The sequence below is a fragment of the Isoptericola aurantiacus genome (assembly GCF_044769875.1).
Lineage (GTDB): Bacteria > Actinomycetota > Actinomycetes > Actinomycetales > Cellulomonadaceae > Isoptericola > Isoptericola aurantiacus.
This window is the reverse complement of record NZ_JBJBAE010000001.1, coordinates 645,031-666,174: the sequence shown is the minus strand read 5'-3', so window position 1 is coordinate 666,174 and position 21,144 is coordinate 645,031. Positions and strand designations below refer to the sequence as shown.

At 74.0% G+C, this 21,144-nt stretch carries 19 protein-coding genes and 1 tRNA gene; 15 read left to right on the top strand and 5 right to left on the bottom strand.

Annotation, left to right across the window (positions count from 1 at the left end; all coding sequences use genetic code 11):
* The first annotated feature begins 3 nt into the window (after window positions 1–3).
* The 9 genes from ACIQLL_RS02985 (at window position 4) to ACIQLL_RS02945 (ending at window position 9,758) form a co-directional block, all read left to right on the top strand.
* Entirely contained in the window at window positions 4–225 is a 222-nt protein-coding gene (locus ACIQLL_RS02985; protein WP_402463033.1) for a hypothetical protein, read from the top strand.
* A gap of 10 nt (window positions 226–235) precedes the next feature.
* Complete coding sequence (locus ACIQLL_RS02980) at window positions 236–2,224, top strand: NHL domain-containing thioredoxin family protein (RefSeq protein WP_402463030.1); 1,989 nt, start codon at window positions 236–238, stop codon at window positions 2,222–2,224.
* A gap of 107 nt (window positions 2,225–2,331) precedes the next feature.
* Window positions 2,332–5,220: a Na+/H+ antiporter subunit A gene (locus tag ACIQLL_RS02975; protein WP_402463027.1), complete on the top strand. Its 2,889-nt coding sequence runs from the start codon at window positions 2,332–2,334 to the stop codon at window positions 5,218–5,220.
* Window positions 5,217–5,720, top strand: coding sequence for a Na(+)/H(+) antiporter subunit C (locus ACIQLL_RS02970; RefSeq protein WP_402463024.1), 504 nt, complete (start codon window positions 5,217–5,219; stop codon window positions 5,718–5,720). Before ACIQLL_RS02975 ends, ACIQLL_RS02970 begins: the two co-directional genes overlap by 4 nt.
* Window positions 5,717–7,360: a Na+/H+ antiporter subunit D gene (locus tag ACIQLL_RS02965; RefSeq protein WP_402463021.1), complete on the top strand. Its 1,644-nt coding sequence runs from the start codon at window positions 5,717–5,719 to the stop codon at window positions 7,358–7,360. Before ACIQLL_RS02970 ends, ACIQLL_RS02965 begins: the two co-directional genes overlap by 4 nt.
* Window positions 7,357–7,965: a Na+/H+ antiporter subunit E gene (locus tag ACIQLL_RS02960; RefSeq protein WP_402463019.1), complete on the top strand. Its 609-nt coding sequence runs from the start codon at window positions 7,357–7,359 to the stop codon at window positions 7,963–7,965. Before ACIQLL_RS02965 ends, ACIQLL_RS02960 begins: the two co-directional genes overlap by 4 nt.
* Window positions 7,965–8,474 carry a monovalent cation/H+ antiporter complex subunit F gene (locus tag ACIQLL_RS02955; RefSeq protein WP_402463016.1) on the top strand — a complete coding sequence of 170 codons (510 nt, stop codon included), beginning with the start codon at window positions 7,965–7,967 and terminating at the stop codon, window positions 8,472–8,474. Before ACIQLL_RS02960 ends, ACIQLL_RS02955 begins: the two co-directional genes overlap by 1 nt.
* Window positions 8,471–8,902: a monovalent cation/H(+) antiporter subunit G gene (mnhG, locus tag ACIQLL_RS02950; RefSeq protein WP_402463013.1), complete on the top strand. Its 432-nt coding sequence runs from the start codon at window positions 8,471–8,473 to the stop codon at window positions 8,900–8,902. Before ACIQLL_RS02955 ends, mnhG begins: the two co-directional genes overlap by 4 nt.
* Window positions 8,903–8,972: 70 nt before the next feature.
* Window positions 8,973–9,758 carry a GAP family protein gene (locus ACIQLL_RS02945; protein ID WP_402463010.1) on the top strand — a complete coding sequence of 262 codons (786 nt, stop codon included), beginning with the start codon at window positions 8,973–8,975 and terminating at the stop codon, window positions 9,756–9,758.
* 67 nt (window positions 9,759–9,825) lie between these two features.
* On the opposite strand, the gene ACIQLL_RS02940 is transcribed toward ACIQLL_RS02945, so the two are convergent.
* Window positions 9,826–10,467: an HAD family hydrolase gene (locus tag ACIQLL_RS02940; RefSeq protein ID WP_402463007.1), complete on the bottom strand. Its 642-nt coding sequence runs from the start codon at window positions 10,465–10,467 to the stop codon at window positions 9,826–9,828.
* Window positions 10,468–10,634: 167 nt separating this feature from the next.
* Complete coding sequence (locus ACIQLL_RS02935; protein WP_402463004.1) at window positions 10,635–12,251, bottom strand: HNH endonuclease signature motif containing protein; 1,617 nt, start codon at window positions 12,249–12,251, stop codon at window positions 10,635–10,637.
* A gap of 251 nt (window positions 12,252–12,502) precedes the next feature.
* Here ACIQLL_RS02935 and ACIQLL_RS02930 point away from each other — a divergent pair, with 251 nt between their 5' ends.
* Window positions 12,503–13,360, top strand: a complete 858-nt coding sequence (locus tag ACIQLL_RS02930) for a sugar phosphate isomerase/epimerase family protein (RefSeq protein WP_402463001.1) — start codon at window positions 12,503–12,505, stop codon at window positions 13,358–13,360.
* 39 nt (window positions 13,361–13,399) lie between these two features.
* Here ACIQLL_RS02930 and ACIQLL_RS02925 read toward each other — a convergent pair whose 3' ends face one another.
* On the bottom strand, window positions 13,400–14,005 hold the full coding sequence (locus ACIQLL_RS02925; RefSeq protein ID WP_402462999.1) for a TetR/AcrR family transcriptional regulator: 606 nt from the start codon (window positions 14,003–14,005) through the stop codon (window positions 13,400–13,402).
* Window positions 14,006–14,056: 51 nt separating this feature from the next.
* Here ACIQLL_RS02925 and ACIQLL_RS02920 point away from each other — a divergent pair, with 51 nt between their 5' ends.
* The 3 genes from ACIQLL_RS02920 (at window position 14,057) to ACIQLL_RS02910 (ending at window position 17,538) form a co-directional block, all read left to right on the top strand.
* Window positions 14,057–14,632: a DinB family protein gene (locus ACIQLL_RS02920; protein ID WP_402462996.1), complete on the top strand. Its 576-nt coding sequence runs from the start codon at window positions 14,057–14,059 to the stop codon at window positions 14,630–14,632.
* Between the two features lie 90 nt (window positions 14,633–14,722).
* On the top strand, window positions 14,723–15,721 hold the full coding sequence (locus tag ACIQLL_RS02915; protein WP_402462993.1) for a hypothetical protein: 999 nt from the start codon (window positions 14,723–14,725) through the stop codon (window positions 15,719–15,721).
* A gap of 773 nt (window positions 15,722–16,494) precedes the next feature.
* A complete protein-coding gene (locus tag ACIQLL_RS02910) occupies window positions 16,495–17,538 on the top strand; it encodes a pirin family protein (protein ID WP_402462990.1) in 1,044 nt (347 codons plus the stop codon).
* 52 nt (window positions 17,539–17,590) lie between these two features.
* Here the strand turns inward: ACIQLL_RS02910 and ACIQLL_RS02905 are convergent, their stop codons facing one another.
* Window positions 17,591–18,943, bottom strand: coding sequence for a zinc metalloprotease (locus tag ACIQLL_RS02905; RefSeq protein WP_402462988.1), 1,353 nt, complete (start codon window positions 18,941–18,943; stop codon window positions 17,591–17,593).
* 155 nt (window positions 18,944–19,098) lie between these two features.
* A tRNA-Gly gene (locus ACIQLL_RS02900) sits at window positions 19,099–19,172 on the bottom strand.
* A gap of 154 nt (window positions 19,173–19,326) precedes the next feature.
* On the opposite strand from ACIQLL_RS02900, the gene dcd reads away from it, so the two are divergent.
* Both dcd and ACIQLL_RS02890 read left to right on the top strand, forming a co-directional pair.
* Window positions 19,327–19,902: a dCTP deaminase gene (dcd, locus tag ACIQLL_RS02895; RefSeq protein ID WP_402462985.1), complete on the top strand. Its 576-nt coding sequence runs from the start codon at window positions 19,327–19,329 to the stop codon at window positions 19,900–19,902.
* Window positions 19,903–20,003: 101 nt separating this feature from the next.
* Window positions 20,004–21,131 (top strand): hypothetical protein, encoded by a 1,128-nt coding sequence (locus tag ACIQLL_RS02890; protein WP_402462983.1) that lies wholly within the window; start codon window positions 20,004–20,006, stop codon window positions 21,129–21,131.
* Window positions 21,132–21,144: the final 13 nt, after the last annotated feature.

The window sequence follows — 21,144 nt, the reverse complement described above, 5'->3', positions numbered from 1 at the left end:
GCGATGGTCACGAGGGACGAGGCGCGGTCCGCCAAGAGCGCGCTGCGCCGGACTCTGGAGCACGTCGACGGCGTGCAGGGCGTCGGTCTGACGCAGCGCGGCGACGCGCGCGACTGGGTGCTGCAGGTCAACGTGGCCAGCGTCCAGGCGCGCAAGGACGTGCCGCCCGCCGTCGAGGGCGTCCCCGTCACGGTCCGCGTCGTGGGCGCCGTCGAGGCGCTGTGAGAATGGTGCGGTGAGCACCCTCTCCTCGCTGCCCAAGGTCCGCGCGTCCGCCCTGACCGGCCGGGGCTGGCTGAACACGGGCGACCGCGACCTGTCGCTGGCCGACCTGCGCGGCCGTGTCGTCGTCCTCGACTTCTGGACGTTCTGCTGCATCAACTGTCTGCACGTCCTCGACGAGCTGCGCGAGCTGGAGGAGGCGCACCGCGACGAGCTCGTGATCGTCGGGGTGCACTCCCCGAAGTTCGCGCACGAGGCCGACCCCGACGCGTTGGCCGCCGCCGTGGAACGGTACGACGTGCGCCACCCGGTGCTCGACGACCCCGACCTGGTCACCTGGGACGCCTACACCGCGCGCGCCTGGCCCACGCTCGTGGTGATCGACCCGGAGGGGTACGTCGTGGCGCAGATGGCCGGCGAGGGGCACGCCTCGGCGCTCGCGGCGCTGGTGGCCGAGCTGGTGGCCGAGCACGAGGCGAAGGGGACCCTGCACCGGGGCGAGGGGCCGTACGTCCCGCCGGAACCGTCGTCGGGCACCCTGCGGTTCCCGGCCAAGGCCGTGGCGCTGCCGGGAGGCAACCTGCTGGTCGCGGACGCCGGGCACCACTCGCTGGCGGAGCTGGCGCCCGACGGCGAGACGCTGGTCCGGCGGATCGGCTCCGGCGAGCGCGGGTTGCGCGACGGCGGGCCGGTCGACGGCGGACCGGCGTCCCCGGGCGAGCACGAGGCGCGGTTCAGCGAGCCGAACGGACTGTGCCTGGTGCCGGCGGCCCTGCGCGAGCGACTCGGCTACGACGTGCTCGTCGCGGACACCGTGAACCACGCGCTGCGCGGTGTACACCTGGACTCCGGCCAGGTGTACACCGTGGCGGGGACGGGCGAGCAGTTCATGGTCGGGGCCGCGGACAACGTGGCGGGCACGAGCGCGCCGTTCGGTCCGGACCGCACCTACCCGGCCACCGGGGTCAACCTCTCCTCCCCGTGGGACGTGGCCTGGTCCGAGCCGCTGTCCGCGTTCGTCGTCGCGATGGCGGGTCACCACGCCCTGTGGGCGTTCGACCCGGTCGGGGCCGAGCTGCGGCTGCTGGCCGGCACCATGAACGAGGGCCTGGAGGACGGCGACGGCGCCATCGCCTGGTTCGCCCAGCCCTCGGGTCTGACCGCCTCGCTCGGCGCGGACGGCACCCCCGACGGCTGTCTCTGGCTCGCCGACGCCGAGACCTCGGCGCTGCGTCACGTCCAGGCCGGACCGGCCGGGTTCACCGTGAGCACCGCCGTCGGCCAGGGTCTGTACGACTTCGGGCACCGGGACGGGACAGCTGACCAGGCGCTGCTGCAGCACCCGTTGGGCGTGGCCACGCTGCCCGACGGATCCGTCGTCGTGGCCGACACCTACAACGGCGCGCTGCGCCGCTTCACCCCCGGCCCCTCGGGGGCGGCCGGCGAGGTCACCACCCTGGCGACGGGCCTGGCCGAGCCGAGCGACGTCGTCGTGCAGGCCGACGCCGCCTCCGGTGCGGTCCACCTGCTCGTCGTCGAGTCCGCCGCCCACCGCCTCACGCGCGTCGCGCTGCCCGGCGACCTCGCGGGCGAGGTGCTCGACGCCGGGGCCCACCGCGTCGTCCGCTCGGCCACCGACGTCGCTCCCGGCACGCTGCGCCTCGAGGTGCCGTTCACGCCGGCGCCCGGCCAGAAGCTCGACGACCGGTTCGGTCCGTCGACCGAGCTCACGATCAGCGCGACCCCCGCCGAGCTGCTGCTCGACGGCGGCGGCACGGGCACCGACCTGTCCCGGACCCTGCGGCTCGCGCCCGGCGACGGCGAGGGCGTGCTGCACGTGACCGCCAAGGCGGCCTCGTGCGACCAGGTGCCCCTGGGCCCGGACGGCGCGCCGGACCCGGAGGTGTTCCCCGCCTGCCACCTGGCCCAGCAGGACTGGGGGATCCCGGTCCGTGTCACCGCCGACGGCGCCACGAGCCTGACGCTGCCCCTGCGCGGCTGACCGGCGGAGATCACACCGGAGCGTCGGAGCGTCTCGCCCCGCGCATCCCGACCGGCCGGATAGAGTAAGGCCTCCACCCGCCCAGCCTGTCGACCGGACGGAGTGCCGTGCTGCCGATCCTGCTCCTCACCTTCACGCTGGCCCTCGCGGCGCCGGCGCTGGTGGTCTGGCTCGGTCGGCGCGCCTTCTGGGTCCTCGCGCTCGGCCCCGCGGCAGCGGTCGGGTACGCCCTGGCGAGCACGTCGACGGTCCTGGACGGTGCGGACCCGGTCACCCGCATCCCCTGGGTGCCGGGGCTCGAGCTCTCGATCGACCTGCGCCTGGACACGCTGTCGTGGCTCATGCTGCTCGTGGTCGGCGGCATCGGGGCGCTGGTGCTGCTGTACTGCTCGGCGTACTTCAAGCACGGCGCCGCCGGGACCGGCCGGTTCGCGGGCGTCCTGACCGCGTTCGCCGGCGCGATGATCGGCCTCGTCACCGCCGACGACCTGCTGCTGCTCTTCGTGTTCTGGGAGCTGACCACGGTCTTCTCCTACCTGCTCATCGGCCACTACGCCGACCGCAAGGCCTCGCGCCGGGCCGCGATGCAGGCCATCGTCGTGACCACGGCCGGCGGCCTGGTGATGCTCGTCGGGCTGATCGTGCTCGGGGTCTCCACGGGCACGTGGCAGGTCTCCCAGGTCGTGGCCGACCCGCCCAGCGGGACCCCCGCCGTCGTCGCCGCCGTGTGCCTGCTCGCCGGGGCCGCCACGAAGTCGGCGCTGATCCCGTTCCACTTCTGGCTGCCGGCCGCCATGGCGGCCCCGACGCCGGTCTCCGCCTACCTGCACGCGGCCGCGATGGTGAAGGCCGGGGTCTACCTCGTGGCGCGGTTCGCGCCCGGGCTGTCCGACCTGCCCGTGTGGCGCTGGATCGTCGTCCTGCTCGGCAGCGGCACCCTGCTGCTCGGCGGGTACCGGGCGCTGCGACAGCACGACCTCAAGCTCGTGCTCGCCTTCGGCACCGTCTCCCAGCTCGGCCTGCTGGTGCTCCTGCTCGGGCTGGGCAGCCGTGCCGCGGCCCTGGCCGGGCTGGCGCTGCTCGGCGCCCACGCGATGTTCAAGGCGGCGCTGTTCCTCGTGGTCGGTGCGATCGACGTCGCCACCGGGACGCGTGACCTGCGGCGGCTGTCCGGGCTGTGGCGGACCATGCCGGTGACCGCGGCCGCCGGCGCGCTGGCGACCGCCTCCATGATCGGCCTGCCGCCGCTGGCCGGCTACGTGGCCAAGGAGGCCGCTCTGGAGGGCCTCTGGCACGACGTCACCCACGGCGCGGGCGCGCTGGAGATCGTGACGCTGGTGGCCGTCGTCGTCGGCTCCGCCCTCACGGTCACCTACGGCCTGCGGTTCGTCTGGGGCGCGTTCGCCACCAAGAGCGACCTGCCCGACGGCGTCGCCCCGGTCACGCACGTCCGCCGCCAGCCGCTGCTCCTGGTCGCGCCGCCCGCGGTCCTGGCCCTGGGCGGCCTCGCGGTGGCGGTGGCGCCGTCGGTCGGCGAGCGCCTGCTCGCCCCGTACGCCGACACCTACCCGGCGGGCGACGCCGGGCACCTGACGCTCTGGGCCGGTCTCACCCCGGCTCTCGGCCTGTCCGCGCTGATCCTGCTGTCCGGCGCGCTGCTGTTCCAGCAGCGGGTCCGCGTGGAGCGGTGGCAGGCGGCACGGTGGTCGCCACGCGGTGCCGACCAGGTCTACCGGCGCGGGATGCGTCGCCTGGACGACCTGGCCGCCGACGTCACCGCCGCCACGCAACGCGGTTCGCTGCCCTTCTACCTCGGCATCGTCCTGGTGGTCCTCGCGGTGGCTCCCGGCGCCGTGATGTTCTCCGGGCTGCTTGGCGGCACCACGGTCGCCCCCGACGCCGTCCCGTGGGACGAGCCGGCCCAGGCGGCCGTGGTGCTGATCGTCGCCGTCGCCGCGGTGCTGGCCGCGCGTGCCCGGCGGCGGCTGAAGGCCGTCGTGCTGGTCGGTGTGGCCGGGTACGGCAACGGCGCGCTGTTCCTGCTGCACGGCGCCCCGGACCTGGCGCTGACCCAGGTGCTGTGCGAGACCGTGACGATCGTCGTGCTGGTGCTCGTCCTGCGGAGGCTGCCGCCCTACTTCACCGACCGCCCGCTGGCCGCCAGCCGGTGGGTGCGGCTCGGCGTCGGCGTCACCACCGGGGTGGCGATGATGGCCCTGACCCTGGCCGCACCGCTGGCGCGCGTGCACGACCCCATCAGCGTCGACTTCCCGGCCGAGTCCGTCGACTACGGCAGCGGGCGCAACATCGTCAACGTCACGCTGGTGGACATCCGCGCGTGGGACACCGTCGGCGAGCTGTCCGTGCTGCTCGTGGCGGCGACCGGCGTCGCCTCCCTGGTGTTCCTGCGGCAGCGCAGCGGCGAGGTGCTGCGGATGTCCCGGGCGCCGTCCGAGCAGCAGCAGGCGCCGCGCGGCCGCGTGTGGCTGGTCGCGGGGCGGACCCTCGCCCCGGAGCGCCGCTCGGTGATGTTCGAGGTGGTGACGCGGCTGGTCTTCCACGCCATGGTGCTGTTCGCGCTCTTCCTGCTGTTCAGCGGGCACAACGCCCCCGGCGGGGGGTTCGCCGCGGGTCTCATGGTGGGCATCGCGCTGGCGGTGCGCTACCTGGCCGGCGGCCGGTACGAGCTGGGCGAGGCGATGCCCGTCCCGCCGGGTCTGCTGCTCGGCACGGGGCTGTTCCTGTCGGCCGGCGTCGGACTGGTCGCGCTGCTCACGGGGAACCAGGTGCTGCAGAGCTTCACGTACGACGTCCACGTCCCGCTGCTGGGGGACGTCCACCTCGTGACGTCGCTGTTCTTCGACGTCGGGGTGATGCTGCTGGTCGTGGGCCTCGTGCTCGACGTGCTGCGCACCCTCGGCGCCGAGATCGACCGTCAGGGCGAGCTCTCCGAGCGCGAGCTGAGCGCCGCGGCCTCCGGGGGTGAGGACCGGTGATCGTCCTGGAGAACGTCCCCTCGGCGGTCCTCGTGCTCGCCGTCGGGGTCCTGAGCGGGACGGGCGTCTACCTCATGCTGGAACGGCCGCTGACCCGGATCCTGCTGGGGTTCATCCTGCTCAGCAACGGCGTCAACCTCATGCTGCTCGTGGCCGGGGGCCGGGCGGGCGCGTCGCCGATCGTCGGCAGCGCCCCGGCCGACGAGCCGATGAGCGACCCGCTGGCGCAGGCCATGATCCTCACCTCGATCGTCATCACGCTCGGGCTGACGGCGTTCATCCTCGCGCTGTCCTACCGGTCGTGGCAGCTGCACGGGCACGACGAGGTCGCCGACGACGTCGAGGACCGTCGGGTGGCCCGCGCCGCCGCGCTCAACGCCCCCGCCTACACCGACACCGACGCCGACGAGACCGACGAGACGCTCGACGAGCAGGCCGCCGAGGTGCACGACGAGGTCGACTCCGACGACACCGAGCCGGGACGGAGGGCGGACGGATGACCGGTCCCACGCTGTGGTCCGCGGAGACCCTCGTCCCGCTGCCCGTCCTGCTGCCGCTCTTCGCGGCCGGGCTCACCCTCGCTCTGCACAGGTACGCCACCGCGCAGCGCATCATCAGCGTCGTGGCGCTCGTGGCCACGACCGCCGCCTCGGCCGGGCTGATGGTCGCCGCGGAGTCGGGTCCCGTCGTCGTGGACGTCGGGGGGTGGGCCGCGCCCGTCGGCATCCCGCTCGTGGCGGACCGGCTCGCGGCCCTGATGCTCACCGTCAGCGGCGTCATGCTGCTGTGCGTCCTGCTGTACTCGCTCGGCCAGGGCATCCCCGAGGGGGAAGCCGAGTCCACCGCCGAGCTCGACTCCGACGAGGCGCGCGTCGGCGGGGCGATCCCCGTGGCGATCTTCCACCCCACCTACCTGGTGCTCGCCGCGGGCGTGGCCAACGCGTTCCTGACCGGCGACCTGTTCAACCTCTACGTGGGGTTCGAGATCCTGCTCGCGGCCTCGGCCGTGCTGCTCACCCTGGGCGGCACCGCCGAACGGATCCGCGCCGGGTCGGTCTACGTGATCATGGCGCTGGCCTCCTCGGTACTGTTCCTGTCGGCGATCGCCCTGATCTACGCCGCCACGGGCACCGTCAACATGGCCCAGCTCGCCGTGCGGCTGGGCGAGATCGACCCCACGGTCCGGCTCTCCCTGCAGCTGCTGCTCCTGCTGGCGTTCGGGATCAAGGCGGCGATCTTCCCGCTGTCCTTCTGGCTGCCGGACTCCTACCCGACGGCCCCCGCCCCGGTCACCGCCGTGTTCGCCGGCCTGCTCACGAAGGTCGGCGTCTACTCGATCCTGCGCACCCAGACGTTGATCTTCCCCGACGACGTGCGGGTCGACCGGATCCTGGCCGTCGTCGCGCTCGCCACGATGGTGATCGGCATCCTGGGCGCCGTGGCGCAGAACGACGTCAAACGGCTGCTGTCGTTCACGCTGGTCAGTCACATCGGGTTCATGATCTTCGGTGTCTCGCTCGCCTCCGAGGCCGGCACCGCCGCTGCCGTCTTCTACGTGGTCCACCACATCTCCGTCCAGACGGCGTTGTTCCTGGTGGTCGGGCTGGTGGAGTGGCGGGGCGGATCAACGTCGTTGGACCGGCTGGGCGGGCTGGCCCGGCTCGCGCCCGTGCTCGCCGTGCTGTTCTTCGTCCCCGCGATCAACCTGGCCGGCATCCCGCCGCTGTCGGGGTTCCTGGGCAAGGTGGGCCTGCTGACCGCCGGGGTGGAGGACGGCTCCGCGCTGGCCTGGGCGCTCGTGGTCGGCGCCGTGCTGACGTCGTTGCTGACCCTGTACGCCGTGGTCAAGGCGTGGAACAAGGCGTTCTGGCAGACGGCGCCGCCGGAGATCGAGCCGGAGATGCGGCTGCCGCGGAACATGGCCTGGCCCGCCGGGGCGCTCGTCGCCTTCGGACTCGGGCTGACCGTGGCCGCCGGACCGCTGTACGGGTACGCCGAACGGTCCGCGGCCACCACGATGGACGGGTACACGTACATCGAGGCCGTCTTCCCCGGCGGTTCGGACCGTGGCACCGGTGAGTCCGTCGACGTCACCGAGGACGCCGGCGACGGCGACGCCGCAGGAGGGGGGCAGCCGTGAGCGACACCCGACGACGCCGTCTCGGACGCCGCCTGCACCGGTTCACCTGGCAGTGGCCCGCCGTCGTCGCCCTGACCGTGGTGTGGGTGCTGCTGTGGGGGGACCTCAGCTGGGGGAACGTCGTCGGCGGTGCGCTGCTGGCGGCGCTCGTGGTCCTGGTGTTCCCGCTGCCCCGCATCGAGACCCGCGCCACGCTGCGGCCCCTGGCGCTGGCGGCGTTGATGCGGCGGTTCGTCACGGACCTGGTCGTCGCCTCGTTCGAGGTCGCGTGGATGGCCCTGCGTCCTGGCCCGCTGCCCCGGGGCGCCGTGGTCGAGGTCCGGCTGCGCAACCCCGACGACGTGTTCCTCACGCTGACCGCGGTGCTGTCCACGCTCGTCCCCGGGTCGCTCGTCGTGGAGGCGCGACGCCGGACCGGGCAGGTCTTCCTGCACGTGCTGGACATCGAGCACTCCGGTGGTCCGGAGGCTGTGCGGGCGGACGTGCTCGACCTGGAGGAGCGGGTGCTGCGTGCGCTGGCCCCGGCGGACGTGCTGGCCCGGTGCGGCCTGACGGCGCGCCGGGGAGCGCCGGGGGTCTCCCGGGCCACGGGGGAGGAGGGGTGATGGACGTCGTGATGACGGTCGTGGTCGCCGCGGCGGCCGTGCTGGTCGCCGCCGCGGCGGTGCTCGCGCTCGTGCGGGTCGAGCGCGGCCCGTCGATGCTGGACCGTGCCATCGGCCTGGACCTGCTTGCCGCCGCCCTGGTCGGGGTGATCGCGATCGAGGCCGCCTGGCTGCGTCGGACCGAGACGATACCGATCCTCGTGGCGCTGTCCCTGGTCGGGTTCGTGGGGTCGGTGGCGATCGCGCGGTTCGCCGCCCGGGAGCCCGCGGCGCCGCGCCGTCGCGACGACGCCCCCGGCGAGCCCGGTGTCGCGCCGTCGGACCGGGACGACCCGCCGCCCGCGCCGGAGTCGTTGCCCGCGCCGCTCTCCGGGGACACCGCCCCACGGGGCGGCCCCGCTGACGGCCCCGCTGACGGCACCGCGCAGGGCCCGACAGATCGCCCCGCGCACGACCCTGCGCCCGACGACGGGCCTGCCGACCGGCCCGGCCGTGAGGGGGAGCGATGAACGGCGTCGACCCCGGCTTCTGGACCTCCGTCGCCGACGTGGTGGCTGCCGTCTGCCTGCTCGCGGGGGCGTTCCTGACCTTCGCCGCGGGCGTCGGAGCGGTGCGGTTCGGCTCGTTGCTCGCCCGCATGCACGCGGTGACCAAGCCGCAGGTCCTGGGCCTGGTGCTGCTGCTGATCGGCCTTGCCCTGCGGGTGCGGAGCTGGCAGGCCGTGGCGATGCTCGCGCTGGTCGTGGTCTTCCAGCTCGCCACTGCGCCGGTGGCCGCGCACCTGGTCAGCCGGGCGGGGTTCCGCACCGGCAAGGTCGACGAGTCCGAGCTGGCCCCGAACCAGATGGATCCCGCCGACGAGCAGGCCGGCCAGGACGAGCCCGCGGCCCTGGAACGACCTCCCGGCTCGGAAGACCCCGCAGACCCGGACCGCTGACCGTCCGCGTGGCGCCGGAGTCATCCGTGTGGCGGATGTCCGGCCGCCCGTTCCCGGCAAGACTCGTCCCATGGACCTCCCCGTCGACCCGTCGACCCTCGACGGCGGACTGCCGGCGCTGGCCGGGGTGCTCGTCGTGCTGGCGCTGGTGGACTCCACCAGCTTCGGCACGTTGCTGATCCCCGTCTGGCTGCTGCTCGCTGCCGGCCGACCTCGGCCCGGCCGCCTCCTGGCCTACCTCGGGACGGTGGCCGGTGCGTACCTGGTGGTGGGTGTGGCGGTGCTGCTGGGGGCGGGGGCGGTCCTCGACCGCTTCGGCGAGGTGCTCGACGCGCGGCCGGTGGTGGTGGCCCAGCTCGTGGTCGGGGTCGGCCTGCTCGTCCTCAGCTTCCGGTTCGGCGGCAAACAGGCGGCGCGCCGCGCCGAGCGTCCGGGGGGCCGACCGGGTCGGCTCGTCCGGTGGCGCGAGCGTGTGCTGGGTCCCGCGTCACCGGCCGGCGGCACCGCGCCGGCGGCCGGCACGGCCACCTCGGCGCTGCCGGTCGTGGGCCTCGCGCTCGGTGCGGTCGCCCTCGAGGTGGCCACCATGCTGCCGTATCTCGCGGCGATCGGTCTGCTGACAGCGACGGGTCTGCCCGCGGCGTCATCGGTGGCCGTCCTGGCCGCCTACTGCGTGGTCATGGTGCTGCCCGCGCTGCTCCTGCTCGGCGCGCGACTGGTGGCGGCGCGCCGCGTGGACCCGGTGCTGCGCCGGCTGGAGGGTTGGTTGTCCAGGAACGCGGAGGAGATGACGGGATGGGTCCTGGGGATCGTCGGCGTGCTGCTGGCGCTCGACGCCCTCGGCCGGCTCGGATGACGGGGCCGCCCGCAGCCGCCGGTGCCGCCGGCCGTGACACCGGGCCCCTGCCGTCTGCGCGCGCCGGTCACGCGAGCAGCGCGGGCAGCTCGAGCAGGGAGTCGACGACGTCGGTGCGCGCGGCCTCGGGCCGCTCGGCGTGCAGGAAGCCCCACGGACCGCGGCGGATCAGCACGGGCCGCATCCCGGCGTCGGCGGCGGGCAGCACGTCATTGTCGAGACGGTCGCCCACGTAGGCCGTGTCCGACGGTGCCAGCCCGGTGAGGTCGGCGACGCGTGCGAAGAACGCGGGGTCGGGCTTCTCGACCCCCCACTCGTCGGAGGTGCGGATCGCGTCGACCGGCAGGTCCATCGCCTCCAGGGCCGCGCGGGCCTGCGGGGGCTGGTTGCCGGCGACGACGACGGCGAGCCCGACGTCGCGCAGCGCGGCCAGGGCCGGGCGGACATCGGGGTAGAGATCGTCGACGTCGAAGTTCTCCCGCAGCCCGTGGGGGTCCTCGGCCGCCCATCGGGGGATCTCGACGTCGAGGTCGATGCCGGGGCGGGCGATGCGGAACGCGTCGCTCAGGGGGCGGTCGGTGGCGGCGCAGGCTCCGATCAGACCGAGGAACGTGCCCCGCGGGACGCCCAGGCGGTCGGCCCAGCGGGAGAAGATCCGGGTCTCGTCGATCAGGGTCTCTCCGACGTCGAACACCACCGCGCGCACCATGGGGCGACTGTAGCCGGGTGACCCGGCCCGCCGTCGCGGTGACGGAGGGACGCGTTGCCAGGAGCGAGTCGTTCCTGGTCTGGCAGATCCTGGTCTGAGTCGCTCCTGGTCCGGTCGAGGCATGCGCGTGCCACGACCCTCGGCCAGAAGTGGTGCGGACTGGCGGGTCAGAAGGGCGGGTCGCCGTCCGGGGGATCGGAGCCGACACCAGCCCGGCCGGCGGGCAGGGGCGACTCGGGCAGCTCCCGGTGCAGGCTCGCGGGTAGCGAGCCGTCGGGGGTGGTGAGGTGACGCCTGCCGGTCGGAGAGGTCCATTCGAGGGTGCCGCCCCACGGAGGCTCGCCCGTCGGGCCGCCCCGTGCGGGAGGTGTCCGAGGGGCGGTCCGCACCGTCCAGGCCGACTGATGCTTGAGCACGTGATGGTGCCGGCACAGGTGGGCGAGGTTGTCGGCGTCCGTCCTGCCTCCGTCGGCCCAGGCGCGGGTGTGGTCCAGGTCGGCGCGTCGGGCCGGAGCGGTGCAGCCGGGGAACCGGCACGTCGCGTCGCGGCGGACGAGCGCTGCCTTCAACGACGACGGGACCGTGTAGGAGTCGCGGCCCACCGAGAGCACCACGCCAGTCTCGGGATGCGTCAGGACGCGACGCAGCGAGGGTGCCAGCGCGACCAGCTCGCGGGCGGTGTTTGCGTCCACGGGCCCGTAACCCTCGAGGTCTGCCGGGATGTCCGCTCCGCCCAGCAGGGTCAGGACGGGCACCGTCACGGTCACCCGCGGACGGAGCGATCGCGCCAGCACGGCGAGACTGCCCAGACCGGCGCCGGGGACGGGAACCGTGGGGAAATCCTCGCCGACGGCGGCAGGTGCCGAACCTGTCGGTGAGGCCTGTCCGGTCGGGTCGGCGGCGCCCCGGAGGGCTGCGGGCGGGGTCGATCGCTCCAGCGTCCCGTCGTCGAGGAGCAGCGCGGCCATCGCATCGGCCCGGCCCTGGCCCGCGGTGCGCGGGTCGCCGGTGGTGCGCAGCGAGACCGCCGCGCGGCACAGCCGGTCGTAGGCGGCGTGGGCGAGCGAGGCGGGCAGACGGGCCGAGAGCCAGGCCATGCCGTCGCGGTCGTCGTCCAGGAAGACCGCCCGCTCGGACGCCGCACGCTCGTGGCGCACCTCCAACGGCTCGGGGTGGACGGACTCGCGCGTTCGTCGTACCCGGGCCTCGACCTGTCCCGGAGTGGCGGCAGCGAGCTCGGTGGCCACGGTGGCGTCCACCCGCCGGGCGTCCTGCGGTGCCAGGTCGGCCACCTGACGCGCGACCCGGGACGCGTGCGCCCACGAGCAACGCCCCTGAGCCAGCGCCGCCAACGACTGCGGCGCCTTGGTGGTCAGCGTCTGCGCGTGGTCGCACAACGTGCCCGCCGCGTGCTCACCCACGTGCAGCGTGGTGGCCACCTCCGCCACGACCGCGCGCCGCGCCAGCTCGCGACGGCGTGCGGACGAGGTGCGCCGAACCCTCGGGTCGGTCGGGGCGAGCACGGCGCTCTCGGAACGCTCGGCTGCATCGACGAGCTGCGCCAGCACTGCGGCCCGCCGCCCCTCCAGCGCACCGATCGCCGCCTGCACCTCGGCGAGTGCGTCCAGCAGCACGTCGATCTGCGCGAGGACGTCCCCGGGGCCGAGGGCGCCCACGGCGCCTTCCGCGACGCGGACACGGGTCCGACCCGGGGCGGCCGCGCGACTCGTGGCGCCGCCCGGGGCAGGAGCCTGCCGCGTCTCGCTGTCCGTCGCCGTCGCCATGCCCCCGACCCTAGCAGAAATCGAACATGTGTTCTATAGCGTCCTCGTGCTCGACGGGGTGCACGTCCGTGCCCGACGGCTCTGTCCGGCGGCTCTGCCCGACGGCCTTGCTTCGACGCCCGGGTTGCCTGCCCGGACTGCCCGTCCGGACTGCCTGGACTGCCCGGCCCGCATCGCAGGGACGGGCGCTGGTCGGGCGCCAGGGGTAGCGTGTTCAGCGTCCGTTCAGGTCCGAGAACTAAGGTGGTGGCATGGCCGAATCGGCGATACCCGTGACCCTGTCGACCGCGTCCGTGTACCCGCGCCGCGCGGCGTTCGCCTTCGAGGCGGCTGCTGAGATCGGTTACGACGGCGTCGAGGTCATGGTCTGGTCCGACCCGGTGACGCAGGACCCGAAGGCGCTCTCGCGGCTGGCCTCCGACACCGGCATGCCCATCCGCTCCATCCACGCCCCCACGCTGCTGGTCAGCCAACGGGTGTGGGGGCGATCGCCCGCGGACAAGCTGGCGCGTGCCGTGGACATGGCCGGGGAGCTCGGCGCGAGGACCGTCGTCGTCCACCCCCCGTTCCGCTGGCAGTACAAGTACGCGCGCGGGTTCGAGGAGCAGGTGCGTGAGCTCAACCAGCAGGGTGAGGTCACGGTCGCGGTGGAGAACATGTACCCGTGGCGTCCCCACTCCCGGCTGGACCGTGAGCTCAAGGCGTACCTGCCCGGCTGGGACCCGTCCGAGCACGGCTACGACGCCGTCACGCTCGACCTGTCGCACGCCGCCATCGCGCAGCAGGACGGCCTCGACCTGGTGCACGAGTTCGGCGACCGGCTGCGTCACCTCCACCTCGCCGACGGCACGTTCAACGTCCGCGACGAGCACCTGGTGCCCGGTCGGGGAGACATGCACTGCGACAAGGTGCTGACCGAGCTCGTCCACAGCGGGTTCACCGGCGACGTCGTGCTGGAGATCTCGACGCGCAAGGCGCGGGACGCCCACGAGCGCCACAGCGACCTCGTGGCCGCCCTCGAGTTCGCGCGGGCCTACCTCGCCCCGGTCCCCGTCCCGTACCTGCCGCCGGCGCCTGAGCACCACCACCTGCCCGCCGACGCCTGGTGAGCTGTTCGGCCGGGACCGAGGGCACGCAGCCCTCGGGACTCAGGCCGCCATCGAGGGCCGGGCGCCGACGGCCCGCAGGACGAACGTCTCGGCGGCGCGGACCACGCGTTCGCGCTCCTCGGGCTCGTCGGGCACGAGCCGCCCGGACAGGCAGGCGTTGACGAGCTGCACGGTGGGCTCGATGTCCTGGGGCGGGAACGAGCCCCGGTCGATGCCCTCGAGCAGGATGCGCTTGAGGATCGACTCGACGATCTCGGCGTGCTCCCGCAGTCGTGCCTGGGTCGAGCGGGACAGCACCGTGCGCAGGTCCGGGCCGGGGGCCAGGTGGAAGACGCGGGTGAGCTGGGCCTGCTGGCGGATGTAGGTGCGCAGCTGACCGACGGGGTCGTCGACCTCGGCCAGCGCCCGCTCCAGCGTGAGGGCGTACTGCTCCGTCTCGTGGGTGATGAACCCGAGCAGGAGGGTCTCCTTGTCGGAGAAGTGGTTGTACACGGCCGTGCGGCCGACGTCGGCCGCCTGGGCGATGTCGGCCAGCGTGATCGAGTCGAACCCGCGCTCGGCCATGAGCGTGGAGAGGGCCGCGAACAGCTTGTGCCGGGTCATCTGGCGGTGCTCGTGCAAACTGTTGCCGATGATCTTGGGCATGCTGACATCATAGGCAGCCCCTGTCAGGACACTCGCCGGTATCGTCGCCGTGTGACTGATGACACCGCGCGCGAGACGCCGTCCGCAGGGCCTGACGGCGTCGTCCCCGAGGCCGTCGCACCCGACACCAAGGACTGGACCTGGGTGATCGAGCGCCCCTGCCCCGAGTGCGGGTTCGAGCCGGACGGGCTCGACCCTCTCGCCGTGGGCGATGCCGTCCGTGCCACGCTGCCCCGGTGGCGGGCCGCGCTGATGCGGCCGGACGCCCGCCGTCGTCCCGCACCGCAGGTGTGGTCGACGCTGGAGTACGGGGCGCACGTGCGGGACGTGTTCCGTGTCTTCGACGCCCGGCTGTCCCTGATGCTGAGCAACGACGGTGCCGAGTTCGCGAACTGGGACCAGGACGCCGCCGCCCTCGAGGGCGGCTACGCCCGGCTGGACCCCTCGACCGTCGCCGGCGAGCTGGTCGACGCCGGGGTGATCGTCTCCGCCCGCTTCGACACCGTCGGGGCCGCGCAGCTCGGGCGTACCGGCGTGCGTTCGAACGGCTCGCGGTTCACGGTGCGGACGTTCGGGCGGTACTTCGTGCACGACGTCGTCCACCACCTCCACGACGTCGGCGCCTGAGCCGCTCCGGGAGGCGCCGCGCGGGCTCTGTCACACGCCCGTAACACGGGAGGGTGCCCCCGTGCCACCGGGAGGAGTACGTTGCGCGACATGTCGTACGTGCAGGCGCTCGTCCCCTCGGAGCACGCCTCGAACCATGTGCTGGTGCTGCCGGAGGCTCCCGGGCACCCTCCGCTGACGGAGCAGGCCGAGGCATGGTTCGCGGACGTGCGGTGGCTCAAGGAACCGCAGGCCGCGGCGGCCGCGCGCCCGATGCGGGGCGCCCGGTTCCGGGGCATGGCCGCCCCCCAGGAGGACCTGCGGCCCGGGCCCGGCGTGCTGGGCATCGGTACCGAGCACGGTGCGGCCGGTCCGTTCCCGGTGGCTGCGCAGGTCGCGCCGCAGGTCGGCATCGAAGGTCCCGCGTCCGCCTACGCCCTGGGTCGCGTGGACGGCATGTTCGACCGGCGCGGCGCACGCCCGGCGTCCCTCGAGGACCGCGACGGGATCGCCCGTGCCTTCGCCGCCGGCCTTCCCGAGGGGGAGGAGCTGCGCCTGGTGCAGTTCGGCGTCGCGGTCGCCCGCAAGCGGGCCGGCGCGCTGCTCGCGGACGGCCGCCAGCTCCTGCGGCCCGACCCGGCCTCCGCCGTCGATCTCACGCTCTACTCGCCGCAGCCGATGGCGTCGGCGGACCTGCTCGGACTCCTGAGGTCCCTGGTGGCCACCGCTGACGCGCCGTCCCCGGGTGCCGCCGACGGCGCGTACCGGCTCGTGGCCGCCACCCCGTACGACGGCGCCATCACCGTCGACGCCGAGCGGGTGGACCGGGTGCCGCGCGCCCTGGCAGGGCTCGACTGGAGGGAGTACGGCCCGCACGCGTTCCGCGTCGGCTGGTCGCCGCAGGACCCCGTGGAGCTGCAGCTCGAGCAGGCCTCGGGCGTCCACGTCATCGCCCGGTCCAGGATGCGGGCGCTCGTCGCCCGTCTCATGCTGCTGCTCCAGACGCGGCTCGGCGGCGTGGTGGTCGACGACGGCGCGTTCGTGGCCTCGACGGCGGAGATCGAGGGGCGGACGGACGAGCGCCGCACGACGGCGCGCGCCTGGGTCTGAGGGGCGTCGCCCGGGGCGAGGGGGCCGGGGCGTCGTCAGAGTTGTCCACAGGTGTGTGGATCGCGGCTCGCGGTGCCGCCGACCTGCGACGATCCCGGTGAACCGCCGGTGTCCGGCATGGTCGGCAGCCGTGCGTGACGCGCCCGTCGACGGATGCCCGGGGAGAGGATCCGCGGAATCCTGCGGATTCTCGGCGGTTCTCCCGGTGTTCGCACCCGATCCACCTGGCCGGGCGGGACCTCGTCGGACTCGTGTGCGAAACGTCACGAGGCGAGTACTGTCCACAGATTTTGTCCACAGCGTTGTGGACGGTGTGGGGATTCCGCGGATCGAGTTGTGGACGAACCTGTGGCCGACCAAGACCTCCTGCGAACCCCTTGCAGTCGTCGGGATGCAGGTCTAGAAACGTCGGTAACAGTCTTGACGTCGGGGAGCCACCGGCACGCGGAGAAGCGGGTCGCGACGACGCGACGGCAGGACGACGGTCGACCGGAGAACGACGGACCGATCCGTACCGACGTACGGGCCGCGGGTGACGACGCGGGTGTTCGGCGGGGCCGGAAGACCACCCGCGTCCGGGGCTCCTGGGGAGAACGGGCCGGTCGGGGTGACGACGCACCAGGCCCCACCGACCCGACAGGAGCGTCCGGAGCCGTGACGTCGACACGGCGCCCCGCCAGCGATCGCGTGGGGAACGCGGTGACGCCGAGGCCCCCCGGCCGCCCCGGGGGGCCTCGGCGGCGTACCGGGCCCGTTCGTCCTACGCTCCGCCCATGAGCAACCTCGAGACCCGGCCCTCCGAACAGGTCTGCGGCGCCGGCTCCGGCACCGGGGTGGAGCTGCTCGGCTCCCGGGAGGTCCCGCTCGGCGGGCCGCGCGCCCTGACCGTGCGGCGCACCGTCCCGCAGCGGCGCCGCTCGCTGATCGGAGCCTGGTGCTTCTGCGACCACTACGGACCCGACGACGTCGCGGCGGCGGGCGGCATGCAGGTCCCGCCGCACCCGCACATCGGACTGCAGACCGTGACGTGGCTGTTCGCCGGCGAGATCCTGCACCGCGACTCCCTGGGGACCTCCCAGCGGGTCCGGCCCGGGGAGCTGAACCTCATGACCGCGGGCCACGGGATCTCGCACTCCGAGGAGTCCCCCGCGGACACGGCGGCCCACCCGCGGCCCCCGACCCTGCACGGCGTCCAGCTGTGGACCGTGCTGCCCGCCGCCGCGAAGGACGCGCGCCCCGAGTTCGAGCACCACGGCGAGCTGCCCACGGCCGTCCTCGACGGTGCGCGGGTCCGAGTGCTGATGGGTTCCCTGCGCGTGGCCGGCACCCGGCTCGCGTCCCCGGCGCGGACCTTCAGCCCGCTCGTCGGTGCCCAGCTCGACCTCCCGCCGCACACCGTCCTCGACCTGGAGACCGACCCCGGCTTCGAGCACGGCGTGCTCGTCGACAGCGGCGAGGCGACCGTCGCCGGGACCCCCGTCCCGCCGTCGGACCTCGCCTACGTCCCGGCGGGCCGCAGGGGCCTGCGCCTCACCGCCGGCGCCGCGCCCGTGCGGGCCCTGCTGATCGGCGGTGTCCCGTTCGACGAGGACGTCGTGATGTGGTGGAACTTCGTGGGCCGCGACCACGAGGAGATCGTCGCCGCGCGACGGGCGTGGACGGAGCAGGTCGCCGAGCAGGCCGACGGTACGACGGCGTACGCCCGTGGCGCCGCCGGGCGCCGGTTCGGGCAGGTCGAGGGGTACGCGACGGGACCGCTGCGGGCCCCGGAGCTGCCCGACGTCCGGTTGCGACCCCGGCGCCGGCCCGGCCGCTGAAGCGCCTCCGGGCGTCGTCGGCCCGGTCCTCCCGGCGGCCTGCGCCCGTCGGTCAGCGGCGCGGGAACGTGATGCGGATCTTGGCGCTCTTCTTGCCGGCCGTCACGTCGACGACCTTGATGCGCAGCCGACCCGTGCGCGTGGTGAAGCTCGCGCCCTCCCGGAGCGTCGACCGCCGTCTGGTCGACGTCCCCAGCGGGACGATCAGGTGCTCGCCGCGGTAGGCCCAGGTCGACCGGCCGCCGGCGACCCGGCTCACCGTCACCCCGTAGTGCATCGTGAAGCCCGAGGCCGCGCGGAACGGCAGCGGGGCCCACGGGTAGCTGACCCCGGGCTCGTTGCGCCGCAGCTCCACGAAGTAGACCTGGTTGCTGCGCGGGTCGCGCACCCTCAGAAGGGTCGGACGGGACGACGTGCGGTCCCTTGCGGAGATCCACACCGTGCGGGCGCCGCCCTTCGCCGTGACGTAGCGCTGCTTCGACGACGGCAGGACTCCGAGGCGGCGCTTCTGCGCCCCGGACAGGGACGTCACGCCGCGGGAGACGAAGTCGGCACCCATGAGGTCGAGCTGGTCCATGCCCTCGAGGGCATGGCAGCGCGAGCTGCGGAAGTAGCCGTCCCGCTTGTCCGCGCACCAGCCGGCCCCCGAGTGCTCGAGACCCATGTTGTGCCCGAGCTCGTGCGCGAGCGTGGCCACGCCGCGCCGGTACTGGGCGTTCGTCCAACGGTCCGCCTTCGCAGAGCCGTTCGGCCCTCCGAACAACGAGAACGTCCATCCGCCGGGAGAATTGCGTCCGGCCTTCGACGGCAGCGAGCCCAGCCCGATCGTCCCGTCGCAGGTGGTGCCCCAGCGCTTCCCGCCGGGATAGTCACCCTTGACGTACGGGTGCAGCACGACGAGGTGGGACCGGGGGCCCGGTCCCCGGTCCGCGGCGTGGTACCAACCGGCGCCGTAGTGCTTCGACCCGGCCCTCTTGACCTGTCGGATCGTCTGCTTCGTCGTGCGGCACGCGGGGTCGGAGATCGTGCTGCGCCGGACCGCGCCCGACCGGACCACGGTGATCTTCCCGCCGGACTGTTCCGACCAGTAGCCCGAGACACGGCGCAGCAGCTTGTCGACGTCGCGGTCACGGATCCACCGGCGGACCCGGGCCTCGGAGACGCCTCGGGGTGTGGCCACCACGACCTGCACGGTGTGGACCTTCTTCCGTGCGGCGACCGAGGACGTCGCCGTACGCAACCTGCCGTCCACGACGGAACGCGCCGGGTCGGGAGAGTCCACGGTGGACTGCCAGCCGACCGTGTCGTCGCGGTCGACGGGGTCGGGTGCGGCGACGGCCGCGGTGGCGTCCACCATGAGCAGGGCGCCGACCATCGCGGCGACGAGGGGAGTTCGGAACGACATGCAGGGCCCCCGGGCTGTCGGCGTCGACCTTCTCCGGAGCCTAACCAGCGGTTGCCCGGAGCGCGCGAGGAGGGAGCAGCGTCCGGCCGAAGACCACCGGTGGAGGGTGAACGGCGAAGGGCCCGGCCGCATGATCGGCCGGGCCCTTCGTGCTGTGGAGCGGGTGACGGGAATCGAACCCGCGCTGTCAGCTTGGGAAGCTGAAGTTCTACCATTGAACTACACCCGCACGATCGTGCTCGCGGCCCCCTGAGGGGGCCGTTCGCGTCGACGCGCTGCCGATCATACCGAACTCACCCGCCCATGCCGAAACCGGCCCCTGGAGGGCGCCGAGCCGGTCGGGCGGGACCGCGCGAGCGCCGTCGGCGGGCTACCGTGTGCTGGTGCTGCTCTCCGACCGCGACATCCGCGCCGAGGTGGACGCCGGACGCGTCGTCCTGGACCCGTACGAGCCGGTGATGATCCAGCCGTCGAGCATCGACGTGCGCCTGGACCGTTACTTCCGGCTGTTCGACAACCACCGCTACCCGTTCATCGACCCGTCGCAGGAGCAGCCCGAGCTCACCCGGCTGGTCGAGGTCGACGGCGCCGAGCCCCTGGTGCTGCACCCCGGCGAGTTCGTCCTCGGGTCCACCTACGAGACGGTCACGCTGCCCGACGACGTCGCCGCGCGACTGGAGGGCAAGTCGTCCCTGGGACGGTTGGGCCTGCTGACGCACAGCACGGCGGGGTTCATCGACCCGGGCTTCTCGGGCCACGTCACGCTCGAGCTGAGCAACGTCGCCACCCTGCCCATCACGCTGTGGCCGGGGATGAAGATCGGTCAGCTCTGCTTCTTCCGGCTCTCCTCCCCGGCGGAGCACCCCTACGGGTCCTCGACGTACGGGTCGCGCTACCAGGGCCAGCGCGGGCCCACGGCGAGCCGGTCCTGGCAGTCCTTCCACCGCACCGAGGTATGAGCCCCGACGACCGCGGGGGGCGACGTCGGTACGCTCGGTCCCGCCGCGACGGCACGGGGTCCCCTCCTGCCGCGCCACGGACCCGGAAGGAGCTGCGCCAGATGGCCCAGACCACGCCCCCGCGCCTGCCACGGCTGCCGCGCGCCACCACGAAGGGGCACCAGGCGCGCCACCTGCTCGCCGTCCCGGACGACGTCGTCGTCGACGAGGTGGAGGTGCTGGCCCTGTCCCGGTTCGGCGGGACCCGATGGGACGTCGTCCCGACGGACCTGCCCGGTGCGGACCTGCCCGCAGGTCGGATCGCCGGCCCGGGGGAGCCCGGCGTGCTGCGGCTGACGCGGCACAGCCATGTCCACGGCCCGTACGCGCCGGCCGGGGACGGGTTCGACCTCGGTCTCCCGTCTGGCACGGCGATGGTGTTCGACGTCGTCACGCCGCGGGAGCGCTGGCCGGACCCGCCGCCGCCCGACGGCGGGGACCGCGACGGCCTGGCACGGTCCTTCCCGGGCGGGCTGCCGAACCGGGAGGAGGAGCGGGTCGTGCGGTGGCTGATCGCCGCGGCCCGTCGCCTCGGCGGGTCGGCCCGGTTCGACGTCGCCGGTCTGTGGGACCCGGCGGAGGCGGAGCGCCGCGGGGCGGGGGCCGGCGTCGTGCTGAGCCCCGACCCGGGTGCCGCCGTCGACCTGACCGTCTGGTCCGACGTCTGGCTCGACCCGCAGGCGGCCCACCGCGTGCTGCAGGGGGTGCACCCGCGCGTCGTGCTGGCCACGCAGGGCGCCGACTACCAGGGGCCGCCGGAGGGCATCGCGGAGAAGCCGCTCTACCCCGGCGAGACGATGGATCCCGCGCTGCGGCGCGAGCTGCACGCCCGCGCCGACGACTACGACATCGCGGCGCTGCAGGCGCCGGTCGTGCTGGACGGCTACGGGCTGACGATCGACCTCGGCCACGACGGCTACGTGACGGTCGAGGTCAACGGCGACGAGGTGCTGCCGCTGCTGGTCAAGGAGCTGCCCTGGGCCGCCGGCGGAGCGATCTGCTACCGGGTCGTCTGGGACCCGCCGGACCAGCACGAGGCGCAGCGGGAGTTCCCCCAGCCGGCCCTGGTGGTGGCGCGCAAGCGGGCCGCCGACCTGGTGGGTCGCGCGGCGGCGGCGATCCACGCGGCCGTGGGCGGTGAGATCGCCGACGAGGCCGAGTTCCTGCTCGCCCCGGAAGACCTGCGCTGAGTCCGGCGTCGGG